This is a genomic window from Corynebacterium felinum, from assembly GCF_030408755.1.
GTDB lineage: Bacteria > Actinomycetota > Actinomycetes > Mycobacteriales > Mycobacteriaceae > Corynebacterium > Corynebacterium felinum.
Genome location: NZ_CP047209.1, coordinates 2,555,516 through 2,578,176 on the forward strand (window position 1 = coordinate 2,555,516; position 22,661 = coordinate 2,578,176).

At 53.5% G+C, this 22,661-nt stretch carries 18 protein-coding genes, 1 tRNA gene and 3 rRNA genes; 8 read left to right on the forward strand and 14 right to left on the reverse strand.

Annotation, left to right across the window (positions count from 1 at the left end):
• Positions 1-875: 875 nt before the first annotated feature.
• The gene (gene ykgO / locus CFELI_RS10750; protein ID WP_005511141.1) at positions 876-998 is read right to left on the reverse strand and encodes a type B 50S ribosomal protein L36; all 123 of its coding nucleotides are present in this window, start codon (positions 996-998) and stop codon (positions 876-878) included.
• A gap of 358 nt (positions 999-1,356) precedes the next feature.
• On the opposite strand from ykgO, the gene nadE reads away from it, so the two are divergent.
• Positions 1,357-2,205 (forward strand): NAD(+) synthase, encoded by an 849-nt coding sequence (gene nadE / locus CFELI_RS10755; protein ID WP_277104001.1) that lies wholly within the window; start codon positions 1,357-1,359, stop codon positions 2,203-2,205.
• 77 nt (positions 2,206-2,282) lie between these two features.
• Here the strand turns inward: nadE and CFELI_RS10760 are convergent, their stop codons facing one another.
• Both CFELI_RS10760 and CFELI_RS10765 read right to left on the reverse strand, forming a co-directional pair.
• Positions 2,283-3,026: a fructosamine kinase family protein gene (locus CFELI_RS10760; protein WP_277104014.1), complete on the reverse strand. Its 744-nt coding sequence runs from the start codon at positions 3,024-3,026 to the stop codon at positions 2,283-2,285.
• Positions 3,027-3,282: 256 nt separating this feature from the next.
• A complete protein-coding gene (locus tag CFELI_RS10765) occupies positions 3,283-3,699 on the reverse strand; it encodes a pyridoxamine 5'-phosphate oxidase family protein (protein WP_277104002.1) in 417 nt (138 codons plus the stop codon).
• Positions 3,700-3,752: 53 nt separating this feature from the next.
• On the opposite strand from CFELI_RS10765, the gene CFELI_RS10770 reads away from it, so the two are divergent.
• Both CFELI_RS10770 and CFELI_RS10775 read left to right on the forward strand, forming a co-directional pair.
• Positions 3,753-4,088, forward strand: a complete 336-nt coding sequence (locus CFELI_RS10770) for a DMT family transporter (RefSeq protein ID WP_277104003.1) — start codon at positions 3,753-3,755, stop codon at positions 4,086-4,088.
• The gene (locus tag CFELI_RS10775) at positions 4,085-4,399 is read left to right on the forward strand and encodes a DMT family transporter (RefSeq protein ID WP_374724703.1); all 315 of its coding nucleotides are present in this window, start codon (positions 4,085-4,087) and stop codon (positions 4,397-4,399) included. The genes CFELI_RS10770 and CFELI_RS10775 overlap by 4 nt, the downstream gene beginning before the upstream one ends.
• Here the strand turns inward: CFELI_RS10775 and CFELI_RS10780 are convergent, their stop codons facing one another.
• From CFELI_RS10780 to pgm, 5 genes are all read right to left on the reverse strand, one after another.
• Positions 4,400-4,780, reverse strand: a complete 381-nt coding sequence (locus tag CFELI_RS10780) for a hypothetical protein (protein ID WP_277104004.1) — start codon at positions 4,778-4,780, stop codon at positions 4,400-4,402.
• 724 nt (positions 4,781-5,504) lie between these two features.
• Positions 5,505-5,577: transfer RNA gene (locus CFELI_RS10785), tRNA-Ala, on the reverse strand.
• Positions 5,578-5,710: 133 nt separating this feature from the next.
• Positions 5,711-6,424 (reverse strand): DsbA family protein, encoded by a 714-nt coding sequence (locus CFELI_RS10790; RefSeq protein ID WP_277104005.1) that lies wholly within the window; start codon positions 6,422-6,424, stop codon positions 5,711-5,713.
• A gap of 46 nt (positions 6,425-6,470) precedes the next feature.
• Positions 6,471-6,959: a MauE/DoxX family redox-associated membrane protein gene (locus CFELI_RS10795; RefSeq protein ID WP_277104006.1), complete on the reverse strand. Its 489-nt coding sequence runs from the start codon at positions 6,957-6,959 to the stop codon at positions 6,471-6,473.
• Between the two features lie 114 nt (positions 6,960-7,073).
• Positions 7,074-8,729 (reverse strand): phosphoglucomutase (alpha-D-glucose-1,6-bisphosphate-dependent), encoded by a 1,656-nt coding sequence (gene pgm, locus CFELI_RS10800; RefSeq protein ID WP_277104007.1) that lies wholly within the window; start codon positions 8,727-8,729, stop codon positions 7,074-7,076.
• A gap of 123 nt (positions 8,730-8,852) precedes the next feature.
• Between pgm and CFELI_RS10805 the strand changes: the two genes are divergently transcribed.
• Positions 8,853-9,263, forward strand: coding sequence for a CrcB family protein (locus tag CFELI_RS10805; RefSeq protein ID WP_277104008.1), 411 nt, complete (start codon positions 8,853-8,855; stop codon positions 9,261-9,263).
• Positions 9,260-9,583: a CrcB family protein gene (locus tag CFELI_RS10810; RefSeq protein ID WP_277104009.1), complete on the forward strand. Its 324-nt coding sequence runs from the start codon at positions 9,260-9,262 to the stop codon at positions 9,581-9,583. The genes CFELI_RS10805 and CFELI_RS10810 overlap by 4 nt, the downstream gene beginning before the upstream one ends.
• On the opposite strand, the gene CFELI_RS10815 is transcribed toward CFELI_RS10810, so the two are convergent.
• Positions 9,574-10,674 carry a hypothetical protein gene (locus CFELI_RS10815; protein WP_277104010.1) on the reverse strand — a complete coding sequence of 367 codons (1,101 nt, stop codon included), beginning with the start codon at positions 10,672-10,674 and terminating at the stop codon, positions 9,574-9,576. The two genes, CFELI_RS10810 and CFELI_RS10815, sit on opposite strands and share 10 nt — an antisense overlap.
• A 246-nt stretch (positions 10,675-10,920) precedes the next feature.
• On the opposite strand from CFELI_RS10815, the gene CFELI_RS10820 reads away from it, so the two are divergent.
• Positions 10,921-12,882 (forward strand): hypothetical protein, encoded by a 1,962-nt coding sequence (locus tag CFELI_RS10820; RefSeq protein ID WP_277104011.1) that lies wholly within the window; start codon positions 10,921-10,923, stop codon positions 12,880-12,882.
• Positions 12,883-12,980: 98 nt separating this feature from the next.
• Positions 12,981-14,060, forward strand: a complete 1,080-nt coding sequence (locus tag CFELI_RS10825; protein ID WP_277104012.1) for a hypothetical protein — start codon at positions 12,981-12,983, stop codon at positions 14,058-14,060.
• Between the two features lie 93 nt (positions 14,061-14,153).
• Here CFELI_RS10825 and rrf read toward each other — a convergent pair.
• The 4 genes from rrf to murA form a co-directional block, all read right to left on the reverse strand.
• Positions 14,154-14,270 (reverse strand): 5S ribosomal RNA (gene rrf, locus CFELI_RS10830).
• 117 nt (positions 14,271-14,387) lie between these two features.
• Positions 14,388-17,474: ribosomal RNA gene (locus tag CFELI_RS10835) — 23S ribosomal RNA — on the reverse strand.
• Positions 17,475-17,859: 385 nt separating this feature from the next.
• Positions 17,860-19,382, reverse strand: a 16S ribosomal RNA gene (locus CFELI_RS10840).
• The 16S, 23S and 5S rRNA genes sit together here, the layout of an rRNA operon.
• Before the next feature lie 498 nt (positions 19,383-19,880).
• The gene (gene murA, locus CFELI_RS10845; protein ID WP_277105356.1) at positions 19,881-21,140 is read right to left on the reverse strand and encodes a UDP-N-acetylglucosamine 1-carboxyvinyltransferase; all 1,260 of its coding nucleotides are present in this window, start codon (positions 21,138-21,140) and stop codon (positions 19,881-19,883) included.
• A 40-nt stretch (positions 21,141-21,180) separates the two neighbouring features.
• On the opposite strand from murA, the gene CFELI_RS10850 reads away from it, so the two are divergent.
• Positions 21,181-21,753: a cob(I)yrinic acid a,c-diamide adenosyltransferase gene (locus CFELI_RS10850; protein WP_277105355.1), complete on the forward strand. Its 573-nt coding sequence runs from the start codon at positions 21,181-21,183 to the stop codon at positions 21,751-21,753.
• Positions 21,754-21,804: 51 nt separating this feature from the next.
• Here the strand turns inward: CFELI_RS10850 and ramA are convergent, their stop codons facing one another.
• Positions 21,805-22,647 (reverse strand): acetate metabolism transcriptional regulator RamA, encoded by an 843-nt coding sequence (gene ramA, locus CFELI_RS10855; protein ID WP_277105354.1) that lies wholly within the window; start codon positions 22,645-22,647, stop codon positions 21,805-21,807.
• Between the last annotated feature and the right edge of the window lie 14 nt (positions 22,648-22,661).

Consider the following 22,661-nt stretch of genomic DNA (forward strand, 5'->3'; position numbering starts at 1 on the left):
TCCTTCTTCGTGCTTCTCGTTTCCAAATAAAACCGTTGATCCATATGTGGGTGGGGTTCTACGTTTTCAACCGGCGCTGCCGCGAGCCGAAGCGTGAGGGGCTTGCGGGTGTGGCGAGTTGGCGAGGGTGCGGGTTTATCCTGCGGTTTCACCGGTGGCCGGATTGATAGGAACGACACTATACTTTGTGGTCAATTTACGCAAACATCACTACATATAGTAGTTACAATCATGAAACTCCCAGCTGGTAATTCACCCAGACACCACATCTAGTCCTTGCCCACCATCCCAGCCGCGCCACCGATGAGCATTTTCCCAGCTCGCCACAATCCCCGTTATCAAAATGTTATAAAGCTCACTTTTCGCTCATGTGTCCGAACTTACGCAGCAACTAACACAACAGTGAATGCCACTTAAGATTAGCCCCCGCCATGGATAAAAAATTCGCCATGAATCCACCAGCAGCTTTCACAGACTTACACCACCTGCATCCCCACCCAGCACCCACCACAACCCGCAACTTCACACCACGCACCGTGTTCACAGGTTTACCCACTCCCCATCACCACACACCTTAAAACTTCACCCACCACTACCCCCAATACCCCCAGGGGTGAATTTTTCCACCATCCCCCACGCCATGACCCCCACTCCCCGCACACTCCGCCAGTACTACTGAGCCCACCGCCGCACCAGAGCACAAAACACACGCAGCACACCCCCAGCCGCCTCACAGACAGCACAACCGCACGCCTGCACTGTCAAGCGGACGTGGTGGCGGCGTCGATACGCAGATGCACGCACAAACAAACGACCCTTCATCCGCACACATGTGGGGGACAAAGGGCCGTTTGTAGATGTTAGCCAAGAATGAATTAACCCTGGCGAGCCTTGAAACGTGGCTCCTTCTTGTTGATCACGTAAACCTTGCCGCGACGGCGCACAACCTGAGCACCCGGCTTGTTCTTCAGCGACCGAAGGGACTTACGAACCTTCATCGGGCGCTCCTTTCTGCTTAAGGAAGAGTCAGTAGTGCTAACTCGTCACAACTAAAAAAATTAAACTAGCCTAGCTTCGCGGCACAACCTTATAGTGATAAAGCAGCGCTGAGCCAGCCATGACACGAGGGATTATGTTATCTTACCCAAGCCCATATCACCAAACCCCGTGGCTAACTAATTCATTTCTCCCCGCGTGTACGCAATAGGCCCGCAACGGGAAAACCTGTAACTTTCACACGCCCAACCAGCACTTTCCCAAGCATTCACACGCACATGCAGCACATGCGCCCGCACACGAGCGAATACTCTCCCACCCCTGCACGGCGGATCACGCAAGGAAGTACTATACAGAATTATGAAGCAACCACTGATCCGCCACGCATTACACACCTCAGCGACCATCGACCCAGCCGAAGAAATCACCAGCCGCGTGGATTTTCTCTGCAACTACCTGCGCTATGCCCACGCGGAGGGGTTTGTGCTGGGCATTTCCGGCGGGCAAGATTCCACCTTGGGGGGAAAACTCGCCCAGCTTGCGGTAGAAAAACTCCGCAATCAAGGCACACACGCCGAGTTTTGGGCAATGCGCCTGCCCTACGGGGTGCAGTTCGATGAACACGACTGCGATATCGCACTGAACTTTATTAACCCCGACCACACTATCGAGGTGAATATCAAAGAATCCACCGATGCACTCGCCGCCGACCTCGCCGCACAACTGGGCCAAAAGACACTGTCCGACTTTAACAAGGGCAACATTAAGGCCCGCCAACGGATGGTCGCCCAGTTTGCACTAGCGGGGGAAAAACGGCTGCTCGTACTCGGCACCGACCATGCTGCGGAAAACGTCACTGGGTTTTTCACGAAATTCGGCGACGGTGCCGCCGACCTCATGCCTTTGTTCGGATTGTCGAAACGCCAAGGCGCAGCCCTGTTGCGTGAACTCGGCGCACCAGAGTCCACCTGGTTGAAGGTCCCAACCGCTGATCTGGAAGAAGACCGCCCCGCACTGGCTGACGAAGACGCACTAGGGGTGAGCTACACCGAAATCGACAACTATATTGAAGGCACAGGCGAGGTTAGCTCACACGCCCAAGCCCGCATTGAACACCTGTGGGACATTGGCGAGCACAAGCGCCACCTCCCTGTAACCCCACAGGATATGTGGTGGAAAAAGACTACAGAGAGCAACAACAACGAGTAACAGTAGGAACCTCATAGTGCCCGCGTTGCCACGCACGTCTGTCGCCTATATCTTCACAGCACCCCCACCAGCGCACCTTAGCTTAAAAGAGCGAGGGTGCGCTGTGCACGTTCAACCAGCGCTGCGGCATATTCCGGACCATGCGTGAAAGCATGCACCGCCAGGGGATGGAGTTGGTGAATACACAACTGTTGCTCCCAGCCTTGAGGCAAAGGATTAATGCTGCTATAGCCGTCTATGAACTGGTCTAGGTAGGGAAAGCCGAACAATTCCAGCATGGCGAGGTCGGTCAGCTTGTGCCCGCCGTGGGCGGCGGGGTCGATAAACACCACTCCCCTCGTGGTGAAAAGAACGTTCCCACCCCACAAATCCCCGTGAATTCTGCTGACCGGTTCACCGGCATTAATATTTTCTTCCTCGATGCGCACCAAGGCAGCTTCGACGATTTCCGCCCCAGCAGCATCGAGGTTGCCCACCAGTTGGGCGCGGTGAAGAAATGGGCGCACGCGCTGCTGGGTATAAAACTTCGCCCACTGAGTTTCAGGTTCGCAGGGTTGGCGCTGGATTCCAATGAAGATCCCGCCTTCCCAGCCGCGCGGTGGGCTTCCGAATGCTTGAGCTCCCGCGTTGTGGATGTGTGCGAGCGCTTGCCCGCCATGAAAAGCATCTTGCGGGTTGGGCGGGGTGTGGATGAGCTTTTCTGTAACGATCTGTTCATCGTTGACATCAATGACCTTAACAACCTGGGTGGAGGCTTCGGCAAGCCATGCCAACCCGGCTGCTTCTGCCCTCGTCGCGCCCTTGGGCCCGCGCAAGAGCATCGATACCGTTTTCGTGTAAGTATTGGCGATCACTGCTTTCTCCTTCCCTCCGTGTGCTGATGTGTGCTTTTATGTGCTGATGATGTGTCGACGGTGCGTAAAAATTTCGTGGACGTCGCGTCGATGCTGTCTAGATTATGTGTGAATTTTTAGCACCTGCCCTCGTTCACGCAAAACGCCCCTTTGAGCTCATACCGCAGATGCGTTGTGCACTGTGGGCGGTGTGTACGAAAGGGGCGTGAACGATCCGGTGCGTTTAGTAGCGGTCAGGTTCGTCGCCGAGAACGAAAGCGCGACCGGACATTTCGTTGAAGTCGATCCGAACATAGTTGTGTTTTAAGGTTGGAACCCACGGTTTGAGCGGCAACCGGTCTGCGTGTTGGATTTCCCAAATGTCTTGCACAAGGCTTGCGGTGCCGCGCACTACAACGCTCCATGCGGAGTCTTCTTTGGCTTCGTCGACTTCAAAGAGCACATCATTATTGAGTGCGACGCTAAAGAGCTTGTAGCCTTCGGCGGTGCGGAAATAAATTTTTTCCCCGTCGAGCACGAAGTTGATGGGGAAAATGTCCATGTCGTCTTTACGACGCACGACCAATCGCCCGAGTGTGACTGAGGCGATTTTCTCTAAACATTCTGCTTTTGTCAGTACTGTAATAATTGGCTTTTCCATGCCCCCATTGTCGCACTTTATGGAACCGGCGTCGACCGTGTAGATTTTCGGGGGTGAATAAATGGTTTATCCTCGCCATCGCCGTGGTGGCTGAGGTGTGCGCGACTTTGCTGCTCAAAGCTGCACTGCAGTCCCCTGTGCTGTACTTGATTGTCGTTGCCGGTTACGTGATTTCTTATGGGGCTTTAGCAGTACTGTTGCGCCGGGGTGTGCCCTTGGGGGTCGCTTATGGGATTTGGGGCGCGTGTGGGGTGGCGCTGACTGCCCTGTTCGGGTTCATACTGTACGACGAACCTTTGTCCCCCTTGTCTTCTGTGGGCATTGCGTTCATTATTGCGGGCATCGCGCTGGTGGAAACTGGCTCTCACCCGAAGGTGGCAACACAATGATGGCATGGTGGTTTTTAGTAGGGGCGATTGCTGCTGAGGTTGCCGCAACGTTGGGGTTGAAGGTGGCAACTGTGCATCGGTGGGTGTTTGGGTTTGTTGCCGCAGGCTATGTTACGGCTTTTGTGCTGCTGTCGTATGCGCTGGCTTATGGCATGCCGATTGGTGTCGCCTATGGTTTGTGGACTGCGTTCGGGGTGGCGCTGACCGCCTTGTTCGCCCGGTGGATTTTTGCTGAGCCGCTAACCCGCCGCATGATGGCGGGTATTGGGCTGATTATTGTGGGGGTTTTGTGTGTGGAGCTGGGTGCTTAACTAGTGGTTAAGCCCGCCTGCGGCGTCGATCATGGCGATAAAGGGTGGGTCGATGAATTCGTATTCGTCGATGTAGGCGAACAGGATATCGATGTAGTGTTCTTGCCAGATGTCGAAGCGGGGTTGCCCTTCCCAGGCGTAGAGCACTTCCATGCTGGTGTAGTGGGCAAAGCCCAGTTCGCTGCCGTCAGCGAGCCATGCCCAGACGAGGTCTTTGGCGTCGACGAAAACGGTGGTGTTTTTGTCGGGCTTTTCTGCATCGTCAAGCTGGGAGAGTTGGTAGCGGTAGTCTTCGTAAGCGCGGATCGAGTCGAGTGCTGCTGGGGTTTCGATCAGGGCTTTCAAGTCCGCGAAGTCTGCTGGCGACAATGGGTTGGTCATACTCACCATTATTGCCTACGACAACCCTAATCCCGCAACGCTGCGCCTTCGCGCCTACGCTTGTCGACGTCGTCACGCATATCAGCAGCGACCGTGCACCGTTGCACCCGATTCGCGCAGCAAAGTTAAAACGCCCGCACACACGCTTAGTGTGGCGTTGCCACTCCCCTGTGTTCGCAACCTTGTTTCTGTGCTCCCCCTTGTGTCGCAGTGCGTCCGCCCTGTGAAGTGCAACTCGACTTTTCCGCGATCGGACACCCAATATCGGTGCCTTCCGATGCCAAAGGTCGAGTTTCGTTGTGGGCGCGTGCAGCACGGATAACTGCAGCGACTCGAAAATGTGTGCTCGCTGAGTCTTGCGGTGCAGATTGCGATTAACAGGGGTAAAAAGTCAACTCGACCTTTTCCACACACAACAGCACAAATGTTGCTGTTTCACACGCAAAGGTCGAGTAACCACAATCTGTAACCGTGAGTATTCACGTGGATATGGAAGCACATCGTCTTTTCTCGACCTTTAGCCCATTGAACTCAGGTATTGCAGCTTCTGTCATGGAAAGAGTCGAGTTTGCCTATAACTGGTGCGCCCAGTGAGCACTTCAACACGAAACATCCGCTTATCGCATCAGGCAGCACACGCATTAACCCCCCGCCGCATGCTGAAAATTAAGCTGAGAATGACAAAATCCTCGCCCAGTAAATTGAGCGAGGATTTTTGTTTTTGTGGAGCTAACGGGACTCGAACCCGTGACCCCCACACTGCCAGTGTGGTGCGCTACCAGCTGCGCCATAGCCCCATCGCAACCGTGCGGTGCGAACGATCTAAAGGCTACATCACAATCATACCCAGCAACAAATCAGCAGGTAAAAGCATTAAATAATAAAAAGGGGCACCGATTAGGATGCCCCTACCATTCAGCCTAGATCACACTAGATTTGGGAAGGCCAGGAGAATACCTCAGTGCCTTCAAGCTCCTTGCCATCAATGAACACACGAGGCGACGACACACTATCAGTTGCCTTCTTAAGCTTGTCAGCATTCGCCTGTGCAACGGAAATGAATTCTTCAGCGCCCTTCATCTCCTTCACCTCAGCAGCAATGGAGTCGGAAGCGCCATAGCCACGGGCGACCTGAGAGAAAATATCCTCATCCCACACGCCATAAATCTTTTCCTGATCATTCATCATGCGCGCACGAAGGTTCCAGTACGCCTCGGCGTTACCCGACTTTGCCACACTGTAAGCGGTAGCACCTGCCTTCGTGGAGTGGCCTGAATCGGCACGATCAAGGAAGTTCAAGGAACGCACATGCACAATAACCTTGCCGTCCTCAATCAGCTGCTTCATCTGCGCATCCGTGTCCTTCGCCAGCTTCGCACAGTAAGAGCAGGAATAATCCTCATAGACTTCCACGTGCTTAGCATCCGCGGCAGCCTTATCCGACTTCAGCACAATCGCATTATCTTCAACCTTCACGCCGAAAGCCACAGGCTCCTTCTCAAGGTTGGCGTATTTATCAGCAGCAGCCTTTTTGCCGGAAACAACAACATAGCCAACCACGGCGATCGCAATGATAAGAAGGGCAACAATTGCCAGCAAGAAGCCGCTGCTCTTCTGATTCGGGTTTTTAATTTTTGTGCTCATAAATTCCTCAACAGTGAAAAAACAATTGTGTCTTCAAGAATAAAGTTTAAGGGTGCAAGGCAAAGCGAGTAAAGGGGCGGTAAACCAACCACACCGACATCGCCAAGAAAGCAACATCACGCAGAATCGTCCACGCATAACTCATGCCACCATCAGTGATTTCAGTCTGGCCGAAACAACCACAATCAATCACAAGCCCGCGGTACCACGCCTGGGCGATACCCACGATAAACAGGATCAACACCCACGACGACACTTTCGCCGACTGGCGGATGAAAATACCCAACAGCAAAATCACACCACCGGCGATCTCCACCGGACCAATGATCTTCGCTAAGAACAACGACCATTCGGGCGTAAAAATTTCATAGGCCGCAATAGCCTGCGACTCCGCTACCGTCTTGCCCAACTTCGAAAAACCCGCAGCAATCCACACTGCGGCCAAACCAAAGCGGCACAACGCACTGACAATCTCGGACACGCTCAGGCGACGGGCACCTGCTACTTGTTGCTTCTGATGATCTTCGACAGTCACAAACAACTAGCTTAGCTAGTTTACTGTCAGAAAGCTGAATCCCAGCTGCCAAAAACACCAGAAAAGCAGCACAATTCCCCCGCCACCAACCAGCGACGATGCAAGACGAAAGACTTACTGGCCTAAAACAGAACTCACCAACGCTTGTGCCTCCTGCTGCACCTGCACAAGATGCTGCTCGCTCAAGAACGACTCAGCATAAATCTTGTACTTATCCTCCGTACCCGAAGGACGCGCAGCAAACCATGCGTTTTCAGTACAAACCTTCAACCCACCAATAGCAGCATTATTACCAGGTGCAGCCACCAACTTCTGAGTAATCGGCTCACCCGCCAGCGTCGTGGCAGTTACCTGCTCAGGCGATAATGCCTTGAGCACTGCCTTTTGCTCACGGTTCGCCTCAGCATCAGTGCGGGCATAACAAGGGGCACCAAACTGTGCAGCCAATTCCTGATAGCGCTGCGAAGGAGTCTTAGCCGTAACCGCCGTAATCTCCGCTGCAAGCAGATCAAGAATGATGCCATCTTTATCGGTCGACCACACGGTGCCATCATGGCGCAAGAAGGATGCCCCAGCAGACTCCTCACCACCAAAACCAATCGACCCATCAATCAAACCAGGCACAAACCACTTGAATCCCACAGGAACTTCAATAAGCTTCTTCCCCAAATTCGCCACCACCCGGTCGATCATGGAAGAGCTGACCAAAGTCTTGCCCACAGCATCCGTACCCCAGCCAGGGCGGTGGCTAAACAGGTAATCAATAGCCACGGAAAGATAGTGGTTGGGGTTCATCAAACCCGCATCAGGAGTAACGATGCCATGGCGGTCAGCATCAGCGTCATTGCCGGTGGCGATGTCGAACTTCTCACGGTTGTGCACCAGCGAGGCCATGGAATCAGGCGAGGAGCAATCCATCCGGATCTTGCCATCGGTATCCAACGTCATAAACCGCCAGGTGGCATCCACCAGTGGATTCACCACCGTCAAGTTCAATCCGTGTACCTCAGCGATTCGGCCCCAGTAGTCCACCGAAGCACCACCCATCGGGTCCGCGCCAATAGACAAACCAGAATCACGAATTGCAGCCATATCAATCACGCTGGGCAAATCCGCCACATAGTGCTCAAGATAATCGAAGGTGCCCACGCGCGGATCCAACACACCAGTAACACTGACACGTTTCACATCCGCCAAACCACCCCGCATTAATTCATTCGCGCGGGCAGCAATCCAGTCGGTGGCATCAGTATCGGCGGGGCCACCGTTCGGTGGGTTGTACTTAAACCCGCCGTCGCGTGGCGGATTATGGGATGGGGTGATCACAATTCCATCAGCACGGCGCGGGTCAGTGCCAGTCACCCCGCCAGTGAGTTTCGCATTATGCGCCAAGATAGCGTGCGACACTGCAGGTGTCGGGGTGTAGCGGCCGGCGGCGTCGACAAGCACTGCAACATCGTTTGCCACCAACACTTCAAGTGCAGACACCATCGCAGGCTCCGACAAGGCGTGCGGGTCACGCCCAATAAAGACAGGGCCATTAATGTTATTAGCTTTGCGATAATCAACAATCGCCTGCGTTGTTGCCAGAATATGGTGCTCATTAAAAGCTGTATCCAGCGACGAACCGCGATGCCCTGAAGTGCCAAAAGCAACCTCTTGATCAGGATTCTCCGGATCCGGAATACGCGTGTAATACGCCGTAACCAGCTCAGCAATATCAATCAAATCGTGCGGCGAAGCCACCTGACCTGCGCGAGGATGAGCCATGAAAACACTCCTTGACTACTCATGGAAAACTATCTCATCCCATTATCCTCTACTTGCCACCACAAAGCAGCAAAACCCCCGACACCGCCGCGCAAAAGCGATGCAGAAGTACAATCAACCACCATGTCCCCTGCGAAGCTTTCTTTCACCCACGCACTCCTGTGCGGTATCGGCGCAAGTGGTGGCGCTCTTGCTCGCACCGCTATTCACTTCAGTCTCGGCGACACACCAACATCTGGCATGAACACGTTGCTGCTGATCAACGTTGCTGGCTGTGCGCTTTTCGGTGCCCTTGAGCTGCGCCCCGCCATGCACTACCTGGTTGTCGTGGGGTTTCTGGGCGGGTTTACCAGTTTGAGCACTTTCGTCGCTTTCATAGTGCCCGCACCCGCGCCGCTTGCTGTCGCATACGCGCTGAGCACTGCGACAAGTTGTGTGCTGGCCAGCATGATGGGGCAGGCGATCGACGCCGAAAACTACCCTCCCCCAACACCAAGCACCACCCCTGCCCACGTGAGAAGTGATGTGCGATGACACTGATGTTTGCCGTGTATGTGGCCGTTGCAGGCTGCGCCGGTGGGATGCTGCGCTATGTGCTGTCCACTGTGTTGGTAAAACCAGCCGGAACCTATCTTGCAAATTCTTTAGCCTGCATCGTTGCTGCTGCCAGTGCAGCACATCCTTCGCTTCTGTGGGTTGGTTGTGGTTTCGCTGGAGCGTTATCCACATGGTCTAGTGTGGCAGGTGAATTAAGTACCCTGCTTCGCCAAGGAAAAGCGGGGTTTGCAGCACTGTATCTTTTAGCTACGCTGCTCACCGGCGTGATGGCTTACGCACTGGTTTCTCAGCTGTAGTGTGTTGAGCGCGAAAGCGGGATTAATCGTGACAATGCTGCTATGACTCCTGCGAGGATTCCCATTCCACCGATGGCCGCGAGGATTGCGCGCACAATGGTGAAAAGGGAACGATCAGGTGGTGGGTTGGGGGAAGGATGAGGATCTGGTGTATCTGGAGAAATAGCAACGTATTTCAGTAGTGAATGATCCCCACCCAAGGGCACTTTTCTGTCCCATGTCACTGCGCCGTGCGGGTCGGGTTTTGTATTCACCCACACTGGTAGTTGCGCTGGGTACCAGACTTCGCGGAAAAACGCGCGTCTGCCACCGCTGGCTTGAAGTTCAGCGGTACCCCGAATATCGACATCACTGTCATTGACTGCAAAGCTTGTGGGGAATTCACCTGGCGCACCGGGGTGGGCGTGAAGTTCTGTTTTCCCTCCTTCGGCTATCAGCTTTCCGACAATGGAGTTGAAGCCGACACTACCGCCGTGGCCACCAGCTTTTCCTGCGGTTGCACGCAGGTGCCCGCTTGTGACTATCAGATCCCCGAAATACGTGTTGATTGCGATGGAATGTGCGTGCGTGGAGTCGCCAGCATGAATGTCCAGGGTGGGTCCATCAACAATAAAGCCGCCAAGATTGTCTATTCCTCTATTTGCTTGTTGTGTGGCCAAAACGCGCATCGTTAGTGTGCCGTCGCCGGAGAAGGTCAGTGCGGAATGGCCGAATTTTTGCAGGCCACTGGCGTAATCCTGGGTGGGAGTGAGCTGAAGAACATTCTCCCCACTGAGATTAATCTTAATATCACCTTCATAAAAGGTGATCCCCACTGAGCGTGAAGACTGGTTATTAATATGATCTCGATGAGTATTAATGGTGGCATTTCTTAGAAAAAGCGTATCGGTGTCAGAATCGAATCGTACGGTACCGTCACCGAAGATATCATCCTTATTTTCGTGGGTAACCACCACATTTCCTACGTGCCCAATCTTTAAAGATTCCGCCCGCACGGCGGGTACGAGCGCTGCCGAAACGACGACCACGAGCCCACACAAAATAGCCATAAGCTGGTATAAGCGACGGTTGTTTGGAAATGGTGCATTCATGAGTACAGCCTTCTTTCGGCATGGTGCGTTCACGCTTCAGTGAAAGATGTGAAATTTTTGCTTGCATTTCCCATGCTAGACAACAGGTGAAAATCACAATACCGTTCTTCATTTATGGGGGTGACAATTACTAAAAATCTGGCTCTATCTTTTGGGCCATAACTAGCATGGAAAGTAACAAATCACAGTTAATCATCACACTAAAGAATAAGAATTTTTCGCCTTTTTGCGAATGAAGGAAGGTGCATGATGTTTGCAATAACCACCCCCTTCCCGCGACGCTGGTTGTTCATCAGCGTGTTCTTAAGCGCTTGTGCGCTTGTGTGTGCGCTGCTTCCAGGCGTTGCTCATGCCGTCGTTGGTTATAACCTGTGGGTGGGTAATGTTCGAGTGACCAGTGCAAATGCTGATGATGTTCTCGGCGATGGCACTGTGCGCTTTGAAGCAGCGCAGCACAGGCTGTCATTGAAGAACGCAAGGATTCGGTCGAGTGCTGCCCTCGATGATTTCACCAGCGGTATTTCCTCCCATCTGCATCGGCTCGATATTGCGTTGCATGGGTCGAACTCGATTCATTTTGATTCCGTGCCTGGCCATGCTGCCGGGATCTATCACCGCGGACAGGAAGGCGTGTATTTTTCTGGTCAGGGTGAATTAACTGTGACCATGCCGGAGGCGGAAAAGAGTAATTATGGTGTGTATTCTTCGCACCATGTGCGCGTTGATGGTCCGCGTCTTTTTGTCCAGTCCGGCTTGAGCCAAACTGCTGGCAGTGTTGGTGTGGTTGTGGGTAAAGATCTTGAAATGCTCTCGGGTTCGCTCAACGCACGGGCGGGGCGCTGTGGTTATCTTGGCTGTCCAAGCACCGGCATTCGCACAAATTTTGGCATGCTGCGGATTGCTGGGGGTGAGGTTGTCGCGAGTGGTTTTACTGGGGCTGGGGCCGAGTCGATGAATAGTGTGGGTATTGAGGGATGGGCGCACAGCGCGAATGCCACGGTGATTGCGATGGGGGCGACAAAGGCGTATTCACAGAGCGGTCATGATTTTGGTGTTGGCCTTGTGAGCGTCAATACTGTGGCGTCTGATGTGGGTGCGAGTGTGTGGGATGGTTCCACGGATTTAGGTGGGGAGGAATCGCCCTATGCGTTTGTGCGTTACCAGGCTGGTGTGCCGTCTAGTTCCCCGCAGCTGTTTAATGTGTGGGTTAGTGGCAGGCAGGTGAGCGCGGATAATAAGGCTGATGTGCTCGGGGATGGGACTGTTAGTTTCAGTCCGGAAACTGCAACGCTGAGGTTGAAGGGTGCGAAGCTTCAGGGGCATACGTTGAGTTCGGGTGAGTACGAAACGGTCACCTGTGCACTGTGTACGCTTGATCCGTCGCTGACGATTCAGCTTGATGGGGATTCGACGATAACGGGCATTGATTCTGTGCACCGCGATATGGGGATTTATCACAGCAAGCAGGGGCAGTTGGCATTCAAGGGTTCAGGTTCGCTCACAGTTTCCCCGACCGCGGCTGCCCAGGGTGAGGTGGGGGTTTTATCGAAGGGCTTGGTGCTTCTCGACGGCCCCACGCTTTCGATTGTGTCCGGTGCGGCTTCGTTGGGTTGGGCTACGGGTTTAGCTGCGGATAAGTCGGTCACAGTAAAGTCTGGGCTGCTGCGGGCTGAGGCGATCAGCCCTGCGCAGCATACCCGCGGTGTGATGGTGACTGAGGGCTCTATTGAGTTGTTGGGTGGTGAAGTTGTTGCGCATGCGCAGCATACTGGTTCGCTTATCGACGCCGAAAGTTACGGCATCAGCGCTGTTCACGATTGGTATAAGTACGGCATGAAATTGCCTGCGGTTTTTATCGGTGATGCTCAGGTAACCGCGATGGGTGATACTAGGGCTTTTGAGTACATCCAGAGTTATGTTGGTCCGCGCACTGTGATGGTCAATACCCAGGCACGCGCTGAAGGCGCGGTGGTGTGGGATCGTGCGCATCGTTTGGGAGGCTTCCCCTCACCGTATAAGTATGTGCATTTAGCTCCTGCTGCCAAGCCACAACCGCAAGCACCTGACTGGCAAGCACGGGTGTTGAATGTTCTTGCGGCGATAGGTGTTGTGACTATCCTTGGCACGATTGTCGCAGCGCTTGTTGCTAGTGGACTTGTGTCGCCGAGTGTTCTTCCGCCTGCTGTGCGCCAGTGGCTTCGTGCTTAAAGTGCTCGCATTACTGAAGATCATGCAGTTTCTTATTACCATGGGTTCCTACGGTGGAAACGTGCACTATTTCCACGCGGAGTATAGAGAGGTAGATTATGGCGAGAAACACTGCCCGCCGAATGGTGGTGGGTGCGCATACTTGTGCACTGCTGAGCGTGTGCACAGTCCCAGTACCTGCCCTGGCGTATACAGAATATGACCTCTGGGTTGGTTCCGATCGGGTGACGAGCGTGAATCAGAAGGATGTGCGTGGCGATGGCACGATACGATTTGATCCTACGACATCAACGTTGCATTTCAATGGTGTGAATTTGAAGGATCGGTACGATCGCACCGATGAAACATTAAATAATTCTTTTGTGATCTACTCCAAGCTCAAAGATACATCCATCAATGTTCAGGGTACTAATCAGTTGATTTTGGAGCCGAAGTCTAGCGCTGAATTAGCAGCGGGCATTATGCATGAGGGCGACGGCACGTTAAGTTTTGTGGGTGATGGCAGCTTAAGCATCAGTACGGAGAACCCGGAACTGACCAATGTGGGGCGTCATGGGATTAGCAGCTATGGAAAGACCATTTTTACAGGCCCTGAAGTAAGTATCCAACCTGGTTTGGATCAGGCAGGGTGGGGCCTTGGCGTGAACACGTTAAATGGCATGGAGACAGCCCAAGGTGTGGTCAATATTCATACCACTCGTTCGGGCTTTGGAATTGGCGCATCGAATGGCCCAGTGATTTTCACTGGCGGTGTGGTCAATATCAAGGCTGAATTTAATGAATCAGACTTGTTTGCTACTGCCGTTGGCGTCAATGCTGCAGAAATTACCTTAGGTCGCGCAGTAGTGACAGTGGAGGCTGATGCAAAGGCGTTTTCCAACGATGTGAAAAACGAGGGAACCGGAACTCTTCTGGTCAATACTGAACCGTCGGAGGACGGCGCAATGCCCTGGGATCAGCTGGTGCCTTTGGGTGGTGGTAATGCGGAATGGAAGTTTGTGAAGTTTACTCCTCATCAACCACTCACCACTGTGCCGCACGAAACAAAAAATCCACCCTCCCCTGCGGAAGAGCGAAGAGAAAACAGTGGGATTTTGGTGTTCATGCTTCTTGGTGGCATTGCCTGTGTGTTAGCGATTTTTGCGCTGTTGCTTCGTGGTGGTCGCAGAACCCACTAGTGAACAATACTTTTTTACATATGTAAAAACAGCTTATGAGAATGCGTAAAAGCCCACCCTTTGGTGGGGGTGGGCTTTTGTTGTGAAGTTTTTGGTCGGCGGTGTCTTACTCTCCCACAAACTCCCGTTTGCAGTACCATCAGCGCTGTCGGGCTTAGCTTCCGGGTTCGGAATGGGACCGGGCGTGTCCCCGACGCTATGACCACCGACACATTTTTTTGGGTTGTGTGTGTTGTGGGTGTTTGTGTTGTGTCAGTGACTGTGTAGTGGACGCGGTGTTGTGTTTTGTTTGTTGTGTTTTGTTTGTTGTGTTTTGTGTTTTGTTTTGGGGTTGTTTGTTGGTGTATTAGTACCAGTCGTCTTCTCACATTGCTGTGTTTGCAACTCTGGCCTATCAACCCGGTAGTCTTCCGGGCACCTCAAGTGAAACCTCATCTTAGAACAGGCTTCCCGCTTAGATGCTTTCAGCGGTTATCCCTTCCGTACGTAGCTAACCAGCTATGCCACTGGCGTGACAACTGGCACACTAGAGGTACGTCCGTCCCGGTCCTCTCGTACTAGGGACAGCTTTCTTCAAGTTTCAACGCGCGCGGCGGATAGAGACCGAACTGTCTCACGACGTTCTAAACCCAGCTCGCGTGCCGCTTTAATGGGCGAACAGCCCAACCCTTGGGACCTACTCCAGCCCCAGGATGCGACGAGCCGACATCGAGGTGCCAAACCATCCCGTCGATATGGACTCTTGGGGAAGATCAGCCTGTTATCCCCGGGGTACCTTTTATCCGTTGAGCGACACCACTTCCACTCGTAGGTGCCGGATCACTAGTCCCTACTTTCGTACCTGCTTGAGTTGTCACTCTCACAGTCAAGCTCCCTTGTGCACTTACACTCAACACCTGATTGCCAACCAGGCTGAGGGAACCTTTGGGCGCCTCCGTTACTTTTTAGGAGGCAACCGCCCCAGTTAAACTACCCACCAGGCACTGTCCCCAACCCAGATCATGGGCCAAGGTTAAGGTGCTCAATCCGATCAGAGTGGTATTTCAACAACGACTCCACCACACCTAGCGATGCGGTTTCCTAGTCTCCCACCTATCCTACACAAACCGAACCAAACACCAATACCAAGCTATAGTGAAGGTCCCGGGGTCTTTTCGTCCTGCCGCGCGTAACGAGCATCTTTACTCGTAGTGCAATTTCACCGGGCCTGTGGTTGAGACAGCAGGGAAGTCGTTACGCCATTCGTGCAGGTCGGAACTTACCCGACAAGGAATTTCGCTACCTTAGGATGGTTATAGTTACCACCGCCGTTTACTGGGGCTTAAATTCTCCGCTTCGCAACACAAGTGTTGCTAACAGGTCCTCTTAACCTTCCAGCACCGGGCAGGCGTCAGTCCGTATACATCAACTTCCACGTTTTCGCACGGACCTGTGTTTTTAATAAACAGTCGCTTCCCTCTATTCTCTGCGACCACCACCAGCTCAACCAGTTTGTCACCAGCAGTGGTCCCCCTTCTCCCGAAGTTACGGGGGCATTTTGCCGAGTTCCTTAACCACAGTTCACCCGAACGCCTTAGTATTCTCTACCTGACCACCTGTGTCGGTTATGGGTACGGGCCATATATGCACTCGCTAGAGGCTTTTCTCGGCAGCATAGGATCACCAACATCCCCACACACATGTGGGTACGCATCACGCCTCACCCTTCTATGCAGAACGGATTTGCCTATTCTGCGGGCCACACGCTTACACCACAATCCACTAAGTGGCTTGGCTACCTTCCTGCGTCACCCCATCACTTGACTACTACCCACTCAGATCCCACGCACGCGCACACCAACACTACAAGTAGTAATCAGTGTGTTTGTGGGTGGTTAGTATCATGGATTCATCATTGGGCGCGCATATACGGGTACCAGAATATCAACTGGTTGTCCATCGACTACGCCTGTCGGCCTCGCCTTAGGTCCCGACTCACCCTGGGAAGATTAGCTTGACCCAGGAACCCTTAGTCATCCGGCGGACATGTTTCTCACATGTCATTCGTTACTCATGCCTGCATTCTCACTCGCACACATTCCACACCAGCGGTTACCCGGGTGCTTCAACACGTGCACGACGCTCCCCTACCCAACCAACCCCAAAAGGAGTTGATTGCCGCGGCTTCGGCGGTGTACTTGAGCCCCGCTACATTGTCGGCGCAGAACCACTCGACCAGTGAGCTATTACGCACTCTTTCAAGGATGGCTGCTTCTAAGCCAACCTCCTGGCTGTCTTCGCGATCCCACATCCTTTCCCACTTAGTACACTCTTAGGGGCCTTAACCGGCGATCTGGGCTGTTTCCCTCTCGACCAACGGAGCTTATCCCCCGCAGTCTCACTGCCGTGCTCTAACTTCACCGGCATTCGGAGTTTGGCTGACATTGCTAAGATTGTGGTCCCGCTCAACCAACCAGTAGCTCTACCTCCAGGAAGAAACACACGACGCTGCACCTAAATGCATTTCGGGGAGAACCAGCTATCACGGAGTTTGATTGGCCTTTCACCCCTACCCACAGCTCATCCCCTCAGTTTTCAACCTAAGTGGGTTCGCGCCTCCACAGCATCTTACTGCTGCTTCACACTGGCCATGGGTAGATCACCCCGCTTCGGGTCCAGGACATGCCACTAACTCACCCTCATTAGGATTCGCTTTCGCTACGGCTACCCAACACTGGTTAACCTCGCGACATGCCGCTGACTCGCAGGCTCATTCTTCAAAAGGCACGCCATCACCCAAACAAATCAGGCTCTGACGGATTGTAAGCACACGGTTTCAGGTACTATTTCACTCCCCTCCCGGGGTACTTTTCACCATTCCCTCACGGTACTTGATCCGCTATCGGTCACACTAAGTATTTAGGCTTACCGGGTGGTCCCGGCAAATTCACAGCAGATTCCACGAGCCCGCTGCTACTCGGGTATCCAACAACACAACACAACATGCTTTCACGTACAGGACTCTCACCTTCTACAGTGGGCGATTCCACACCACTTCCGCTAACACATCATAAATTATGCCCAGGTGTGACAGCACCTAGAAAGTCAAACCCCACGACCCCGCACACGCAACCCCTGCCAGGTATCACACGCATACGGTTTAGCCTCATCCACGTTCGCTCGCCACTACTAGCGGAATCACAATTGTTTTCTTCTCCTGCGGGTACTGAGATGTTTCACTTCCCCGCGTAAACCCCCACACCAGCTATGAATTCACTAGTGGGTAACTACACATAACTGCAGCCAGGTTTCCCCATTCGGACACCCTCGGATCAACGCTCTATTGGCAACTCCCCGAGGCTTAACGCAGCCTTACACGTCCTTCATCGGCTTAGCATGCCAAGGCATCCACCGTGTGCTCTTACTCAAACAACACACCAAAATGACAAAAAACACTAAGACAAACAAACACCACACACAAAAAAGAGAGTGTGTGAACATCTGTCATCAAAAAAAATTAAGAATAAAGATAAAAATGCTCGCGTCCACTATACAGTTCTCACACAACACACCAACACCAACCACCACCACAACCCCCACAAGGAGCCACAGCAATTACTGATATCGGCCACCAGGAAAACACACATGTCATCCCAGACACCCAACAGCATGCCAACACACACATATAATTTTTTTGCTTGAAGTATCACAATTTTGTTACCCCGTGTGATATCTGATCACACACAAAGCGGGTTTGCTCCACCCGGATTTATAAAAAATATAGAGCTCACACAACTGTGTGAAACAAAAAGCTCCTTAGAAAGGAGGTGATCCAGCCGCACCTTCCGGTACGGCTACCTTGTTACGACTTCGTCCCAATCGCCGATCCCACCTTCGACAGCTCCTCCCAAAAAAGGTTAGGCCACTGGCTTCGGGTGTTACCAACTTTCATGACGTGACGGGCGGTGTGTACAAGGCCCGGGAACGTATTCACCGCAGCGTTGCTGATCTGCGATTACTAGCGACTCCGACTTCATGGGGTCGAGTTGCAGACCCAATCCGAACTGAGGTAGGCTTTCAGCGATTCGCTCACCCTCACGGGCTGGCAACGCGTTGTACCGACCATTGTAGCATGTGTGAAGCCCTGGACATAAGGGGCATGATGATTTGACGTCATCCCCACCTTCCTCCGAGTTAACCCCGGCAGTCTCTCATGAGTCCCCACCATAACGTGCTGGCAACATAAGACAAGGGTTGCGCTCGTTGCGGGACTTAACCCAACATCTCACGACACGAGCTGACGACAACCATGCACCACCTGTATACAGACCACAAGGGAAACTACATCTCTGCAGCCGTCCTGTATATGTCAAGCCCAGGTAAGGTTCTTCGCGTTGCATCGAATTAATCCACATGCTCCGCCGCTTGTGCGGGCCCCCGTCAATTCCTTTGAGTTTTAGCCTTGCGGCCGTACTCCCCAGGCGGGGCGCTTAATGCGTTAGCTACGGCACAGAAGTCGTGGAAGACCCCTACACCTAGCGCCCACCGTTTACGGCATGGACTACCAGGGTATCTAATCCTGTTCGCTCCCCATGCTTTCGCTCCTCAGCGTCAGTTACTGCCCAGAGACCTGCCTTCGCCATCGGTGTTCCTCCTGATATCTGCGCATTCCACCGCTACACCAGGAATTCCAGTCTCCCCTACAGCACTCAAGTTATGCCCGTATCGCCTGCAGCTCCGGAGTTAAGCCCCGGTATTTCACAGACGACGCGACAAACCACCTACGAGCTCTTTACGCCCAGTAATTCCGGACAACGCTTGCACCCTACGTATTACCGCGGCTGCTGGCACGTAGTTAGCCGGTGCTTCTTATACAGGTACCGTCACAAAAGCTTCGTCCCTGTCGAAAGAGGTTTACAACCCGAAGGCCGTCATCCCCCACGCGGCGTCGCTGCATCAGGCTTGCGCCCATTGTGCAATATTCCCCACTGCTGCCTCCCGTAGGAGTCTGGGCCGTATCTCAGTCCCAATGTGGCCGCCCACCCTCTCAGGCCGGCTACCCGTCGACGCCTTGGTAGGCCATTACCCCACCAACAAGCTGATAGGCCGCGGGCTCATCTCGTACCGAAAAAACTTTCCACCACCAACACTAAATGATGGTCCTATCCGGTATTAGACCCAGTTTCCCAAGCTTATCCCGAAGTACGAGGCAGATCACCCACGTGTTACTCACCCGTTCGCCACTCGAGCACCCCAACAAAAGCTGAGGCCTTTCCGTTCGACTTGCATGTGTTAAGCACGCCGCCAGCGTTCGTCCTGAGCCAGGATCAAACTCTCCACAAAAAACAAGAACAAAAACTATTCCTGCCCAAGGCTCGTGAAAAGCCCAACCAAACCGGCAAAAAAACAAACAACCAGCCCACACAACACCCAACCCAAAAGCCAGGCACCATGCGAAAATGATTGAAAAAAACAAAAAAAGACAACAACCTCCCCCAACCCGACGGGGCAAAAAACGGGGAAGGCAAAAGAATCGAATCATCAATCCCGTCATCCAACAGCAAACAATTTAACAAGCAAGCCACACTTGCCGGCCAAACCCACCATCAAACAACAAAACCAACAACCCAAACAAAAAACAAAAGTACATTGGCACACTATTGAGTTCTCAAACAACACAAACCACATAAAATCCTAAGACCAACCTGTGATTTTTGTTTCCGTCGCTCTTGGCGACTCGAATTAATTTACACACCCCACCACACAAACACAAACCCCCAGCTCACAGCAGGAAACCGTGACACTGGGGACCACAACACCCCCGCCGTCGACACGCTTAAGCTAGTCGCAGACTCGCTTAATATCCGCGCCCAACGAGGAAAGAATCTCCACAAACTCCGGATAGCCGCGATCAATGTGATACACATCGTGAATCTCAGTCACACCATCCGCACACAACGCCGCAAGCACCAAACCAGCACCCGCACGAATATCCGAGGACCACACCGAGGTCGACGACAGCTGCTCCACCCCACGCAACACAACATGGTGCCCATCAATATTTGCATCAGCGCCCAAACGCATCAGCTCATCAACGAAACGGAAACGGGACTCAAAAATATTCTCCGTAATAACACTGACCCCCTCCGCAATAGTCGACAGCCCAATCGCCATCGGCTGCAAATCAGTAGGGAAACCAGGAAACGGCAACGTTTGATAGTCCACAGCCTTCGGACGGTGATCCATACGCACCCGGAAACCATTCTCATAGGTTTCCACAGACGCACCAGCCGACTTCAACTTCTCCAGCGCAAGATGCAAATGCGCAGGATTAATACCGCCGACCGTAATATCGCCCTGCGTCATCACCGCAGCATAAGCCCACGTACCCGCAACAATGCGATCGCCAACAACCTCATGAGAAGTCGGATGCAGCTTATCCACACCATCAATAGTGATCGTCGACGTACCCTCACCCGAAATCTGCGCACCCATCTGCCGCAGCATCAGACACAAATCCACAATCTCCGGCTCACGTGCAGCATTATCTAACACCGTGCGCCCCTCAGCGAGCACTGCAGCTGTCAAAATATTTTCCGTCGCCCCCACCGAAGGGAAATCAAGCTTGATTGTCGCACCCCGCAAGCGACCAGGGGCTTCAGCAACAACTGCACCGTGGCTAATGCGGGTAGTCGCACCCATTTTCTCCAGCCCAGACTGGTGCATATCCAACGGGCGCGAACCAATCGCATCCCCGCCTGGCAATGCAACAACAGCACGCCCGCAGCGCGAGGTCAGCGGCCCCAGCACGCACACGGATGCCCGAAACTGACGCACTGCCTCGAAATCGGCGTCGCTCGACAGCTGCGCAGGGGTAGTGATATAAACTTTGTCCCCCTCAATCGTGACCTCGCAGCCGAGCCCCACAAGAACGTCCCGCATCAGGGGAACATCTAAAATTTCTGGGCAGTTAGTCAGCGTTGTTGTGCCTTCTGCCAGCAGCGCAGCGGCCATCAATTTCAGCACACTGTTTTTCGCCCCACTGACTTTGACGGCGCCTTCCAAGCGGGCGCCTCCGCGTACCAAAAATCGTTCCTTCACAAACGCCCAGCATAGTGTGTGAAACAAGTATTGTGGTGATATGGCTGTTCACTTAACTAAAATTTATACCCGCACGGGCGACGACGGCACCACCGGCCTGTCCGATTTCTCCCGCGTGAGCAAAAACGACTCCCGCCTTAACGCCTACGCCGACTGTGACGAACTCAACGCAGCACTCGGCGTCGTCTTAGCACTCGGCGAGCCAAGCGATGCAGTGCGCACAACAATTGCCCGCATCCAGAACGAGCTTTTCGACGCCGGCGCCGATCTCGCAACCCCCGACGGCAAAGACTTAGGCTACACCCCGCTTCGTATTACCCAGGACTACATCGACCGTCTGGAAAAAGAATGCGACACCTATAACGCCGATCTGTCCACACTCGATTCCTTCATCCTGCCCGGTGGCACCCCCACCGCCGCACTGATGCATGTTGCCCGCACGATTGCCCGCCGCGCCGAACGCTCCGCATGGACTGCGGTAGAGGACTACCCCGACACCACCTCGGTCATGCCCGCCAAATACCTCAACCGATTGTCGGACCTGCTGTTTATTCTGTGCCGAGTCACCAACAATTCCCAGGATGTGAAGTGGATTCCTGGCGGTGAACGCTAAAAAATGCCCCCTTATGCAAGGGGGCATTTTTCACCGTCTCACAAGACTGGTTTAGGGCAACGCGCCGATCCGGCGAGCAGCATTCACAGCCTCGTAGCGGGTGTGTGCACCCAACTTACGCATCACCGAACGTAGGTAGCTCTTCACCGTTTCAGCGCCAATACCCATTTCTTCTGCCGCCTCAACATTGGTGTGACCCAAGGCAACACACGACAGAACATCAAGTTCACGGGCAGACAGCTTAGTGGTTTGCTTCACACGCACAGGGGCAACCATTTGATCGCAGAGCTCTTCCAGTTCCGCGCGCAAATCTTCCTGCTCAATGCGATTAGCGAGCATGCGCAGCTTAGAGTGGGTGGAACGAATCTGCTCCCACTCCGCACCGTTCATCAAACGCCCCTGCTTGCTGGCGCCACCGCGCAAGCCTTCAGCGCGGCGAGATGCAGCATTAACAGCAAGATCCTGTTCAAGGCTACGAGCAGTCATGGTGACTTCTTCGATAACCTTGTCACCCAAACGCACTGGGGAGTGCACACCCACGTATAAAACGCCACGAATTTCACGGTGCACAATCACAGGAACAGCAACGATGGAGTGGAGACCTTCGTCTTGAATCACGCTGTCGAGCTCATGGGAGATGACATTGGCACGGGTGTAATCTGAAACACCCACGGGGCGACGAGTAGCAAGCACTCGACCACCGACACCGACGCCTGGCTCAATAATGAGGTTTTGTAGCGCAGGGGTGCGAAGACCGACCCACTGGCTAATTTGCAAGCGGTTATCGGCGAGAACGGTCGCATACATCGTGACCGGAATGCCAGTTGCAGTTTTGAGCGAAGCCAGTGCCGAACGGACGGCATCGTCGTCATCTTTTACGCGCTGGAGTTCCACCGCATACCTCCACA

Bases quoted from the DNA above. Each gene is read 5' to 3' on its own strand.
- CFELI_RS10760 (WP_277104014.1), bottom strand. From the start codon at position 3,026: ATGCTCTTGCGCGGGCCCAAGGGCGCGACGAGGGCAGAAGCAGCCGGG.
- CFELI_RS10825 (WP_277104012.1), top strand. From the start codon at position 12,981: ATGGCGAGAAACACTGCCCGCCGAATGGTGGTGGGTGCGCATACTTGT.
- ykgO (WP_005511141.1), bottom strand. From the start codon at position 998: ATGAAGGTTCGTAAGTCCCTTCGGTCGCTGAAGAACAAGCCGGGTGCT.
- CFELI_RS10780 (WP_277104004.1), bottom strand. From the start codon at position 4,780: ATGACCAACCCATTGTCGCCAGCAGACTTCGCGGACTTGAAAGCCCTG.
- CFELI_RS10810 (WP_277104009.1), top strand. From the start codon at position 9,260: ATGACACTGATGTTTGCCGTGTATGTGGCCGTTGCAGGCTGCGCCGGT.
- nadE (WP_277104001.1), top strand. From the start codon at position 1,357: ATGAAGCAACCACTGATCCGCCACGCATTACACACCTCAGCGACCATC.
- CFELI_RS10805 (WP_277104008.1), top strand. From the start codon at position 8,853: ATGTCCCCTGCGAAGCTTTCTTTCACCCACGCACTCCTGTGCGGTATC.
- CFELI_RS10765 (WP_277104002.1), bottom strand. From the start codon at position 3,699: ATGGAAAAGCCAATTATTACAGTACTGACAAAAGCAGAATGTTTAGAG.
- CFELI_RS10815 (WP_277104010.1), bottom strand. From the start codon at position 10,674: ATGAATGCACCATTTCCAAACAACCGTCGCTTATACCAGCTTATGGCT.
- CFELI_RS10775 (WP_374724703.1), top strand. From the start codon at position 4,085: ATGATGGCATGGTGGTTTTTAGTAGGGGCGATTGCTGCTGAGGTTGCC.
- CFELI_RS10850 (WP_277105355.1), top strand. From the start codon at position 21,181: ATGGCTGTTCACTTAACTAAAATTTATACCCGCACGGGCGACGACGGC.
- CFELI_RS10820 (WP_277104011.1), top strand. From the start codon at position 10,921: ATGATGTTTGCAATAACCACCCCCTTCCCGCGACGCTGGTTGTTCATC.
- pgm (WP_277104007.1), bottom strand. From the start codon at position 8,729: ATGGCTCATCCTCGCGCAGGTCAGGTGGCTTCGCCGCACGATTTGATT.
- CFELI_RS10790 (WP_277104005.1), bottom strand. From the start codon at position 6,424: ATGAGCACAAAAATTAAAAACCCGAATCAGAAGAGCAGCGGCTTCTTG.